The sequence below is a fragment of the Zobellia russellii genome, from assembly GCF_018728565.1.
Taxonomy (GTDB): Bacteria; Bacteroidota; Bacteroidia; order Flavobacteriales; family Flavobacteriaceae; genus Zobellia; species Zobellia russellii.
In genome coordinates this window covers 329935-342953 of sequence record NZ_JACSOI010000004.1, presented here as the reverse complement: position 1 = coordinate 342953, position 13019 = coordinate 329935, and the positions used below count along the sequence as shown (strand labels likewise).

General features: G+C 38.2%; 6 protein-coding genes. 3 read left to right on the top strand and 3 right to left on the bottom strand.

The window, feature by feature from the left end; translation table 11 throughout:
* Nucleotides 1–204: 204 nt before the first annotated feature.
* The 3 genes from H9565_RS11975 to H9565_RS11965 all read left to right on the top strand — a co-directional run bounded on the left by H9565_RS11975 (nucleotide 205) and on the right by H9565_RS11965 (nucleotide 9043).
* The gene (locus H9565_RS11975; RefSeq protein ID WP_215439922.1) at nucleotides 205–3531 is read left to right on the top strand and encodes a SusC/RagA family TonB-linked outer membrane protein; all 3327 of its coding nucleotides are present in this window, start codon (nucleotides 205–207) and stop codon (nucleotides 3529–3531) included.
* A gap of 30 nt (nucleotides 3532–3561) precedes the next feature.
* The gene (locus H9565_RS11970) at nucleotides 3562–5352 is read left to right on the top strand and encodes a RagB/SusD family nutrient uptake outer membrane protein (protein ID WP_215439920.1); all 1791 of its coding nucleotides are present in this window, start codon (nucleotides 3562–3564) and stop codon (nucleotides 5350–5352) included.
* Nucleotides 5353–5455: 103 nt separating this feature from the next.
* Entirely contained in the window at nucleotides 5456–9043 is a 3588-nt protein-coding gene (locus tag H9565_RS11965; RefSeq protein ID WP_246560571.1) for a VCBS repeat-containing protein, read from the top strand.
* Nucleotides 9044–9047: 4 nt separating this feature from the next.
* Here H9565_RS11965 and H9565_RS11960 read toward each other — a convergent pair whose 3' ends face one another.
* The 3 genes from H9565_RS11960 to H9565_RS11950 all read right to left on the bottom strand — a co-directional run bounded on the left by H9565_RS11960 (nucleotide 9048) and on the right by H9565_RS11950 (nucleotide 12903).
* Nucleotides 9048–10559: an FG-GAP repeat domain-containing protein gene (locus H9565_RS11960; protein ID WP_215439916.1), complete on the bottom strand. Its 1512-nt coding sequence runs from the start codon at nucleotides 10557–10559 to the stop codon at nucleotides 9048–9050.
* Nucleotides 10560–10611: 52 nt separating this feature from the next.
* Nucleotides 10612–12102, bottom strand: a complete 1491-nt coding sequence (locus H9565_RS11955; protein ID WP_246560568.1) for a sulfatase family protein — start codon at nucleotides 12100–12102, stop codon at nucleotides 10612–10614.
* A gap of 84 nt (nucleotides 12103–12186) precedes the next feature.
* A complete protein-coding gene (locus tag H9565_RS11950) occupies nucleotides 12187–12903 on the bottom strand; it encodes a carboxylesterase family protein (RefSeq protein WP_215439914.1) in 717 nt (238 codons plus the stop codon).
* Nucleotides 12904–13019: the final 116 nt, after the last annotated feature.

The window sequence follows — 13019 nt, the reverse complement described above, 5'->3', positions numbered from 1 at the left end:
TTTATCAGCACTAAACAAAATTTCAAAAGCTCTAAATATTTAGTAATTGCAACATTTGTGCTATTGAAATAGGGTGAATTCGCCAAAAATAACTTGCGCCCTATTTTTAACATATCCATATTATCATTACATTTATTTTTTGTTTTTCTTAACATAAGGCTAGGAAAATAAGAATTTAATAAACTAACAAACAACACTCACATTATGAACCAAAAACGAAGTTACAATTCGTTAAAGCCCAAGGGAAAAATCTCAACTCTTGGAATTGGGCTTTTTTCGATGATGATTTGCGCTGGGTCACAAATCACCTATGCAAAATCAACCAATGACCCTAAACTTGAGGTCAAGAACATTTTTCAAACAACCATATCCGGTACTGTTTTAGACAGTGGAGGAATTCCTCTTCCGGGTGCAAACGTGGTAGTTAAAGGAACTACGAACGGAACACAAACTGATTTTGACGGAAACTTTACTTTAGAGGTAGAAAGTGATGCAACTCTAGTAATAAGTTATTTAGGGTTTGTTACTAAGGAAGTAGCTGTTGATGGACAGTCTACGGTGAATGTAACGCTGGCTGAAGATGCCGCAGCATTAGACGAGGTTATAGTTACCGGTTACTCAACAGAGACGAAAAGAGAAACCACTGCAGCCGTTTCCATAGTCAAAGCCGAAGAATTGGCGGCCATACCATCTGGAAATATAGAACAACAACTCCAAGGTAGGGTTGCAGGGGTTACCGTTCTTTCAAATGGACAACCTGGCACAACTAGCCAAATTAGAATTCGAGGCTTCGGCTCATTTGGCGGTAACCAACCTTTGTATGTAGTTGATGGTGTTCCGGTAGAAAGCACTGAATTCATCAATCCGGATGATGTTGAAACCACAACCGTTCTAAAAGATGCAGCTGCTGCATCTATATATGGGGCCAGAGCTGCTGGTGGTGTTGTTGTGCTAACAACTAAACAAGGAACAAGAAAAAGGGAAAAAACAAAAATTACAGTTGATATTACAAGTGGGGTCAGAGATCCAAACGTTGCCGGGTCTCCAGATCAATTAACACCACAACAAGACGCAGAGTGGTCTCATATTGCGTACAGAAACAATGGAATAGCAAACGGCGAAGCCCCTATTTATGATCATCCTCAATATGGCTCGGATGCTACACCTAGGATACCTGATTATTTATTGGTAGGTGGTATTGGTGGTGGTGATCAAAGTGGGGTTGTTGGCAACATTGATATGGCTGCAGTGCGTGCCGCATACGAACTTGACCCTGACAATGTGTTTCTAATAAAACCAAATCTACAAGGTACAAATTGGTATAAGGAAATTACTAGACCTGCACCAATAAGTCGTATCACCCTAGGCTTTGAAGGAGGTACAGAAGATGGTAGATACTACATGGGTATTAATGCCTACAACGAATCCGGAATACTTCTTGAGAACGAATTTGCCAGATATTCGGCCAGATTTAATTCTGAATGGGATGTAACTCCTTGGCTAAGCATTGGTGAAAACTTTCAAGCCACTTACCGGTCTATCAGAGGTGGTTATGGGGGAGACGGAGGTGTAAGTGGTGCGGACGACGAATCCGTATTATTATCTGCTTACCGTATGCCAACTATTATTCCTGTTTATGATGAATTTGGAAGTTTTGCCAGTACTAGGGCAAAAGGGTTCAATAACCCAAGAAACCCGGTAAGACAATTAAAAACCAATGATAGCCAGGATAAGAATTTTAGCTTAGCTGCATTTGGAAATTTATATGCTCTGTTAAAACCCTTTGAAGGATTAACAATAAGATCCAGTATTGGAGGACAATACTTAAATTATTATAATGTTAACTACGGCTTTAAATATTTAGGTGATTCAGAACCTGAAGCCAGTAACTCATTTTCAGAAGGCAGTGGTTATGTGTTCTCATACACATTTACCAATACAGCATCCTATGAAAAACTGTTCGGAAAACACAAAGTAAAAGCCTTAGCGGGTATTGAGGCCCTAAACACCGGTAAAGGGCGAAATATTAGTGGAAGTGGTATCAACCCGTTTTCTACTGACATCAACTACCAAAACCTGTCCACAGTACAATCGCCTAATGTAAATAGTAACTTGTTTAATGGTGTAAATTTCTTTTCGGTTTTTGGGAAACTAGATTACAACTATGACGAACGTTATTTTATCACAGGAGTATTAAGAAGAGATGGCTCGTCTAGATTTGGAGCCAATAACAGATATGGGGTTTTTCCTGCCATTTCCGGAGCATGGAGAGTCATTGGAGAATCTTTTATGCAAAATCAAGACATTATAAGCGACTTGAAAATTAGAGCTGGATGGGGAGAAATGGGTAACTCTAACAATGTTAACCCTAATAACCAATATGTTCTGTATAATTCAAATAGAGCTAGTACATTTTATCCAATTGGTGGACAAAATAGCGGAGCCGATGAAGGGTATAGACAAGGTCAGATTGCAAATCCAAATGCAAAATGGGAAACCAGTATTTCTACAAATATTGGCTTTGACGCCTCTTTTTTCAATGATAAACTAGATATTGAATTTGATTGGTGGAACAAGGACACCGAGGATTTACTTTATCAGGTTCCATTACCTGGAGTTACCGGAAACGATGCCAACGAGCCGTTTGTTAACATCGCCACCATGAACAATAAAGGTATAGACATTAAGCTTACCGGAAGAGGTAACTTCACTGAAGACCTATCTTTTGAAGTTACGTTGAACAATTCGTTCCTAAGTAATGAAATTGAGTTTTTAGCGGATGGGATCGACTTCTTTGACGGAGCGGCATATAGAGGAAATAGTCCAATTAGAAACGCCGTAGGTCAGCCATTATCCTCATTTTACGGTTATAAGGTAGAAGGTTATTTTAACACTCAAGAAGAGGTAGATGCTTTTAAAGCTGCAAATAATGATGCTGATGTTGCCTTGGGGAGATTTAAATATGCCGATGTAAACGGTGATGGACAAGTTACACCAGATGACAGGACTTTCATTGGTAACCCTATACCAGATTATACAGGAGGTGTTACATTTAACCTTAAATACAAAAACCTTGAATTTGAAACCTATTGGTTTGGTTCTTTCGGAAATGAAATCTATAACCAAACAAAATGGTTTAGAAACTTTTTTGGTACATTCCAAGGTGCGGCAAAAGGCACAGCAGCACTCAACTCATGGACTCCTGAGCTAGGTAATAATGCAGAAGCTCCAATATGGGAAAGCAAAACAAATATTTATACAAGTGGGGCAGCAAACTCCTATTATGTAGAAGATGGTTCTTTTGTAAGGCTTCAAAGGCTAGCTCTAACTTACAGCTTTGACTCTAACCTATTAGATCGCCTTGGTGTGACTAAATTTAAACTTGGTTTCTCTGCAAATAATATCTGGACCATCACGGATTATTCCGGTCTTGATCCTGTAGTAGCCGGTGCCGATACCAATTTTGGTGTTGACGTTGGAAATTACCCAGCTACTCCCTCCTATTTAATCAGCTTAAATATTGGCTTGTAGGCAACTAACAATTAAAAAATAAAACATATAATGAAAACTATAATTATAAAAAAAATATGCTACGGAACCTTGGCAACTGTATTTCTGATTGCCTCTTGTTCCGATGATTTTTTGGAAGTGGCCCCCACAGGGTCCATTGATGAAAATTCAGTCGCCACAGAAGATGGTGTACAAGGCCTTCTAATTGGAGCTTACTCTGCACTAAGCGGTGTTTTTGGAAACCGCTTTGAAGGACCTAACCATTGGGCTACGGGTTCAATCATGGGAGGAGAAGCTAATAAGGGTACGGATTCCGGAGATTATTCGTCACTAAACCCTATTCAGAGATATGAAGCTAGCCCGGTTGACCCCAACGGCGATTTCAACAACTTATGGCGAGGTCGTTACGAAGGTATCAAAAGATGTAATCAAACCTTAGAAAAATTAGCTAGGGCAGAGAACATTAAACCAGAGGTTGTTCAGCAAATTACGGCAGAAGCACGAATGCTCCGAGGACATTTCTATTTTGACCTTAAAAAGCATTTTAACAGTATCCCTTATATAGACGAATCTATTTACTTAGACGATGAACTGGATGAAGCTCAGAAACTTGAGGCTCTAAAAGCTATACCCAATACACCAGATGTTTGGGATAAAATAGAAGCTGATTTCCAGTTTGCTTTTGACAATTTGCCCGAAACAACGGATGCGGGTAGAAACAATAAGTGGGCGGCAGCGGCTTATATGGGTAAGGCAAAGCTTTACCAACAAAAGTATGCCGAAGCTAAAGAATGGTTTGATGAGGTTATTGAAAAAGGAGTAACACCCTTAGGCGAAAAGTATGCTCTTCTAGAGGATTATGCCCAAATTTATAATGCTGAAAACGACCAGCATGCTGAAGCCGTTATGGATGTGGAATCTGCCAATAATACCGGAAACGTAAGAAATGCTAACTGGTTTGATGATTTAAACTATCCACATAACACTGGTCCCGATGGTCCTGGTAATTGCTGTGGCTTTTTTCAACCAAGTATTGAATTGGGTAATTCATTTAGAACTACGGATGAAGGGCTTCCCCTATTGGATGGATCATATAATAATCCTGAAAACGAAGTGGCAAACAACTGGAAGCATGTCATTGTAGACAAACAACCCGAAAGTTCATTTGTTGAAGACGCAGGACCCTTAGACCCAAGAATTGACCATGCCATAGGTAGAAAAGGAATTCCTTACTTAGATTGGATTATTCATCCAGGGGCTGCTTGGATAAGAAGCTTTTCTTACGCTGGGCCCTATACTCCTAAAAAGTATATTTATTATCGTTCCCAAGAAAATAGTTTTACTGATGGTAGCTCTTGGACGCGAGGTTATGCTACAATGAACTATACAATTATTAGATTTGCCGATGTTCTATTAATGGCTGCCGAAGCGGAAATAGAGGCTGGATCATTGGAGCAAGCACGAACCTATGTAAATATGGTAAGAAATAGAGCCGCTAATTCAGAGCATTGGGTAAAGGAGTACGATAGCGATGAAAATGCCGCTAACTATGTGATTTCCGAGTATCCCCCGGCTCAGTTTGCAGATAAAGCTTCCGCAACCGCGGCAGTTAGGTTTGAGAGAAAACTTGAACTTTCAGGAGAGGGACATCGTTTCTTTGACCTCGTTCGTTGGGGCATTGCCGATAGTGTTTTGAACGCATATTTAGATTATGAGTCTCAATTTTTGAAAGAAAAATTTGGTGGCGCCAAATTTACTGCAGGTAAAAATGAATTTTATCCAATACCTCAAAGACAAATTGATTTGTCTGGAGGGTCAATAAAACAAAATCCTGGGTACTAATACTTAAGTTAGATACTAATAAAAGCTGCTCGTACGAGCAGCTTTTTTTGCTTATTTTAGAACCTTCTTACATATTTGCAACGTACCATATCCTATGTGTCAAATGAAATCAAATAATTCTTTCCAAGGAACATTTACGCTTCTCTTATCTATTGTATTAATAGTATTTACAAGTTGTTCCAAAAAGACACCTACAACAAGATTTGTAAACGTACACCCAAGCAAATCCAACCTGGTATTTAGCAATACCCTTATTGAAAATGACTCTATAAACATTATGGATAACGAATTTGTTTATAACGGGGCTGGAGTTGCACTAGGAGACTTAAACGGCGATGGTCTTGATGATATTTTCTTTGCTGGGAACCAAGTTGAAAACAAACTGTTTCTTAATAAGGGAAAACTCAAATTTGAAGATGTAACCAAAGCTTCCAATATAACAAAAAACGATTCACTAGAGTGGTCATCGGGGGTATCTATTGTTGATATAAATGCAGATGGCAGACTAGACATATACGTATGTAATACATTCAGAAAAAAAGATAGTAGAAGAAAGAACTTACTATATATCAATACAGGGAATTCAAAAGACGGTATTCCTTCATTTAAAGAAATGGCAGAAGAATATGGTCTTGCAGACGATACTTACTCATCTCACGCCCAGTTTTTTGATTATGACAATGATGGAGACCTTGACCTATTTATTGGAGTAAACAGGATTGAAGGTATTGACCCCAGCGATTTTAGACCTATTGAAGATGACGGCTCGTCTATGAGTAAAGACCGCCTCTACGAAAATATATGGGATTCTACCCTTAACAAGCAACGCTTTAGAGATGTTTCTGAAAAAGCTGGTATTAAATTTCATGGATATAGTCACAGTACTTTAATCCATGATTTTAACGGAGATAATTGGCCGGATATTTATGTAGCCAACGATTTTCTAAGTAGTGACCTTATATATATTAACAATCAGAACGGCACATTCAGTAATAAAGCACGGGAAATATTCAAGCATTTTAGCTTCTCTTCCATGGGGAGTGATGCGGCTGACATCAACAATAATGGAAATCTTGAGTTTTTTACTACGGAAATGCAGCCCTATTACAACAAAAGAAAAAAATTATTTCAAGGCCCCAGCAATTATCAAAAAGAGATATTCATAAAAAAATACGACTACGAAAAACAATATGCCCGCAACACACTCCAAACTCAGTTAGGAAATAACCCAAAAACAGGTTTACCCATATACGGTGATGTTTCCATGCTTACGGAAACAAAAGAAACGGACTGGAGCTGGGCCCCTCTTTTTGGTGATTATGATAATGATGGGCTACAAGACCTCTTCATTACCAACGGTTTCCCTAAAGATGTTACTGATCGAGATTTTGGTGATTTTAGGATTGCCGCCAGCAAACTTCTGAATAAGGAAAAACTGATAGCTGCAATACCTGAAATTAAGATTCCTAATTTCATGTTCAAAAACAATGGAGATTTCAAATTTTCAGATAGTACCGAAAATTGGGGTTTAAACCTACCTACATACTCTAGCGGTGCGGCTTACGGTGATCTTGATAATGATGGAGATTTGGATTTAGTGGTCAACAATATCAATGACAACGCAATGCTCCTTGAAAACAAATCTAATGAGTTTAATGAACCTCAGCATTTTATCCGAATAAAATTGAGCGGAAAGAAAAACAATCCTAATGCCATAGGTTCTTATGTGGAAATTTTTTCGAATTCCATGCACCAAAAGAAATCTTTGTTATCGGGACGAGGATATTTATCACAACCGGAATTCACGCTTCATTTTGGCCTAGGAAATAATAAAAATATAGACAGTCTTGTTATAAATTGGCCAGACGGGCAACAACAAGTGGTTAAAACCAATGCCATAGATTCAGTTCTCGCTATCTCATATAGTCCTAAAGCTGAATCATTTTCCACTTTAAATACGAAAAAAACGAGCCCGATTTTCAAGAATGCTGCCAAAACGTATGACTTAGAGCATTTTTCTGAAGATTACGATTTTATTGATTTCAATTTTCAAAGTACGCTTCCTCATAAATTTTCTCAATATGGCCCTTCTCTAGCAGTTGGTGATATAAATGGCGATGGTTTAGACGATCTGTTTGTTGCTTCTAGCAGAGGTTTTAAAGAAAAATGGTTTATTCAAAAACCTGACCAAACCTTTGAACAAAACGAAGTAGCCTATAAAACTTCAGAAAAACTAGAAGAGGAAGATGCTGGAACATTACTTTTTGACGCAGACAATGATGGAGATTTAGACTTGTTCATTGCACGTGGTTGCGGCCAATACCCTAGCGGTCATGAATATTATCAAGATATTTTAATGGTCAATGATGGAAAAGGAAATTTTACTCAATCCAATATAGATCTTCCTGTAATGAAAACGAACTCATCTGCAGTTAAAGCTGCCGATTTTGATCGTGATGGAGATTTAGACCTTTTTATAGGAAGTAGAGTTCTGCCTTTCTCCTACCCCAAAACAGATCGCTCATATATTCTAAGAAATGATAGCACTAAAGGCCGGATTAAATTTACCGATGTCACTACCCTTGTTTCCAAAAATCTAGAATACCCCGGTTTAATTAGCGATGCCATTTGGACCGATTTTAACGGAGACTTCTGGCCAGACCTTATTATAGCCGGAGAATGGGCCCAGTTACGCTTCTTCAAAAACGAAAATGGTAAGCTATTAGAAGTTACGGAGAACACAGGCTTATCTAAATATTCTGGGTGGTGGAATAGCATATCTTCCTCAGATTTGGACAATGACGGAGACATAGATTACATTGTTGGGAATGTTGGCGAGAATATAAATTTTAAAGGTTCGCTAGAAGAACCTGTGCGCATATACGCTAAAGACCTTGATCAAAATGGTTCCATAGACCCCCTTATATCCTTCTATTTAAGGGACAGTATTGGTGTTAAAAAAGAATATTTATACCATCCTTGGCAGGATGTAACAAAGCAATATGTTGGTATTAGAAAAATGTTCAATTCTTATGGGGAATTCGGGGAATCGACCCTACCTGAAATGTTCTCTAACGGACTTTTAGATGATGCCAAAGTAGATTCTTTGACTTATATGAAAAGTTCATGGATAGAGAATTTAGGAAACGGACAATTTAAAATGCGACAATTGCCCGTGGAGGCTCAATTTGCTCCAGTTTATGGTATTCTGCCACAAGACTTTAATGAAGATGGCCTAACGGATATTCTATTAATTGGTAATGATTACGGCATGGAAGTGCAACAAGGGCCAGCTGATGCATTCGCCGGTCTCGCCCTAAAAAATATAGGGAACGGCAAATTTACTACCGTTTCACTAAATGAGAGTGGCTTTTTTGTGCCGGGAGACGGTAAAGCTATTGTTAGTTTGCGTACAGGGGATTCTAAGAAATTAATTGTAACCTCACAAAATAACGACTCCTTGAAAGCTTTTGAATATTCCGGACAAACCAGAATAAAATTAATGGCCGTGCAACCCGATGAAATAAAAGCATTAATTAAGCTTAAGAATAATACTAAGCAAATGCATGAGTTCTTTTGGGGCAATTCGTTTCAATCGCAATCAGGTCGTTTTGTAGAGATTCCTGCAAACTTTGTGGAGGTTCAATTCTATACTAATAACGGAAACCTAACCAGAACAATTAAACCGTAAAGGATCATTCTATCAGTCTATTTTTAAGAACTAATATATCCCAAGGATTTTCTTTGTAAATCTTGGACAAATCCGCAGGCACGGAGTTAAAGTTAAAAGTGGAACAGCTTAAAGCTATATCAATATCTCCATCCTGGTCAAAATCACCTGAATCCATTAAAAACCATCGCCCTTGAAAATCATTTTCTATAACCTGAGTTTCAAAGACAAAATTGTTTGTATCGATATTATTCAAATACACGAATGCCTTTTGTGACTCTCCTTCGTAATCAGGAAAGGTAGACACTATTCCAAAATCTATATCTCCGTCTTTATCAAAGTCTGCACTTACACTTCTAGTGGCACCGTACAATGGGTAGAAAAATTCTTCTTTAAAGTTATTGGCTCCGTCATTTAAATGAATACGCAGACCGTGATAAGGTTTCAATACCTGAGTTCTATCTGCGTTGTCCCCGTGTAAGGTTACAATATCTTGGTCCCCATCATCATCAAAATCAAGCATTTCAAACCAGCTACTTCCATACAGAGGACTAAACCGAATTACTTGTTCGGTTTTAAATTCCAAATTTTCAGTTTGATAAAGAAAGGTAACACCCTCATTACCTTGTGCTGTCAGCACAACAATATCTGCTTTGGCGTCTTGGTTCATGTCTTTGACCACCACTCTTATTGCACCTGGTTGCCCTAGTAAGATTTTCTTTTCTAAAGAACCGTTATCAGATTTTACAACTAATGATAAACTACCCGTTAAGTTACCATACTCACAAACTAAAATTTCATCTACCCCATCATTGTTAAAATCAAATACTGTGGTATGTACCGGTCTATGAAAATCTAAAGGTATAGGTTGAACAGATCTATCTTTAAGAGTAAAAATTCTTCCGTTTGCAATTTCTGAAGGACTTAGAGAACCTATAGAAGTAGCGTACTTTACATCATCCATTTCGGTAAAGTCAGAAATAGGACCAATTCCATTAAGGATTTTTTTTAGAGTCTTAGTATTCTCCCGATACTCATAGATTCTTCCTCTTAAGTCGGCAATATTCAGCTTGCTCTTTTCCGTATCAAATTGGGTAAATACGATAGAGCTTCCATGTACGCTATCTATATCCAACGGTACCAATTCAAAGCCATTGAGCTTCTTTCCTTGTTTTTGGGAATTGTTCAGAATAAGACTGTCTGGAGCGGTAGATACAATATATTCTTTGAGAAGTTGCCAATCAGCTTCCGAAATTTGGGGTTCAACACTATAAACGCCTGAATTTAAAATAGCATGCTGTTCTTCAAAGGAAAAACCGCTTAACGGATCAAATCCTGTATTTTTAATTCCCATTCTTGCTCCCATTTCGGGCAACACCTTGTCTTTCCATAGACTTTTTGGCAAATGCTCAATATTGGGCAACTCATGACAAGAAGCACATTGCGTTTTATACAACTGCACTCCTTTTTCATGCTTATTTTCCGAACAAGAAAATACAAACGGAAGTAGAACCACTAAAATTATAAAAACTCTCATTTTGTTTAATTACTTCCTTTAAATTGCTTAAAACAGAAGTCCTTGTTCTATTTTAATATTCCCCCTTGTGCTTATAGTCGCCAAAACGATATTTTACAGTTCGTTTAATAGGCGTTTGCATACCGTTTGTTCTTTCTAACCAATCATAAATGGCAATTGACATAGATTTTACTATTTCCTGTTTGTCCGGATCCGCTATTAAATTATACATTTCATCAGGGTCGTTCTCTAGGTCATAGAGCTCATTTCTATCCCAAATTCCCTGATACTTCATATACTTATATTTGTCAGTTCGCATGCCAAATACGGTTGGAGTCATAGGAAAGTCATACTCCCAAAAATACTCATAGAAGACCTCCTCACGAACCTTTGCCCCTGGCTCTCCTGTAAGTGCCGGAATAAAAGATACTCCTGGCATATTTTCTGGTTTCTCTATTCCCGCTTCCGCTAAAATTGTTGGTCCAATATCTATATTTTGCACCATAGCCTTAGGTTTTAGGCCTCCTTTAAACAGTTCCGGACAACGCACCAGCAAAGGCACTTTAACCGATTCTTCATAAAAATGCCGTTTATCAATGAGCCCATGCTCTCCCCAACTAAATCCGTTATCGCCCATATAAATAACAAGGGTAGATTCATCAAGCCCTTCATCCTTTAGGTATTGCATAACAGAACCTACACTCTCATCTACCCCTAAAAGTGTTTCGCAATAATCCACAACCATTTCATTTATATCCCTATTCTCATGGTACATATAGTCTACGCCATGCCAACTTACTCTTTGGTCAGCTACCCATTGCGGCCATTTTAAATCTTTATAAGCTCCGGTCTTGGTCTGCTCATAAGTTGCCGGTAAATCTAATTTATTTCCTTTATATCGCCCTTTATGCCTTCTAGCCGGTTGAAACCCAGCGTGAACTGCTTTGTGAGATAAATACAGGAAAAACGGTTTCTTTTTATCTCTCTTCTCCATCCAATCAATGGCATGTTCGGTCAACAGATCTGTTATATAAGTCGAATCTTTATAAGCTACCCTCTTTCCATTGATATTTAACGTAGGGTTGTAATAAACCCCTTGTCCCGGGAAACTTTCCCAGTGGGTAAAGCCTGGTTGAGGAGAGTCTCCATGATCCCCCATATGCCATTTACCAAAGAAGCTAGTTTGATACCCCGCTTTTTGAAGGTATTGAGGAAAATATGTCAAATTTCCAGGATCTGGAGCTTGGTTATCCACAATGGTATGTGAGTGGGAAAACTGTCCCGTTAAAATTGAAGCCCTACTTGGAGAACACAGAGATGTTGTAACAAAGGCGTTGGACAAATAAGCTCCATCTTCCGCAAGTTTATCCATGTTCGGGGTTTCTAACCAAGGAACTTTACCCGTAAAACCCATATAATCATAGCGATGGTCATCCGTTAAAATAAAAACAGCATTGCGAGGTTTCTTCTTGATTTTCTTTTCAGGCTCCGTATTTGCAAATAGAACCGACATCTTAAAAACCATGAGAAACATTATTCCGTAAAACAACCTCGTCTTGCCCATATCAATATTATTAAATTATCGTTTTAAGAAAATTATTAATCATCTACCCTATTAAAAAAAACGTTTTTGACTACTAAATGTAACTTATTGCTGCTCCTGCTCCATAAACCATTTATACAGCTCATCATTATCATAGGCTGGCACCCAAGAATCATGGCCTACACCAGGGTACCTTGTAAATTTTACATCATACCCCATACTCTTTAATTTAGAAACCATAGTCTCTGATTCCGATATGGGAATGGATTGGTCCTCTTCTCCATGGAAGACCCACATGGGCATTTTTTTGTCTATCCAAGAAGCATATGGTAGCGGTGTCATACCACACACAACAGCCATTGCCGCAAATTTTTCGGGATACTGCACTGCCATTTCCCAGGCGGCTCCTCCACCCCTACTGAGCCCGGTTAAATAGATTCTTTTTTTATCTACACGATTGTTCTCCACTATCGTGTCCAATAATTGCATTACCGATCGCGTATTCCACCACATTTTCTTTTCTGGATTCTGAGGGGCCAAAATTAAGAACGGGAATTTTTTACCTCTCTTTATCAATTTAGGAGGGCCGTTTCTTTTTACATAAACCAAACTATCTCCAGATTCGCCACCACCATGAAGAAACAATAACAATGGGAACTTTTCCTCGGGATTTTCCTCATATCCTTCAGGATAATAGAGGTAGTAACTATAATTTTCTTTGATGACGGTTTCTTGTTCGGCATCTATTAATTTGTATTTTGATTGTGCAGCACAACTCTGAAAAGCAAAACAGAGCAAAATAATATATAATTTCTGAGGCATTTACGTATTTTTTTCCGCGCTTAGTTGTAACGGAATTTATCCGGTTAAAATACAATTTTAAAAACAGTACAAAAAAGAAACGGACACCTAAAAAGGTGTCCGTTTTTTAATTTATT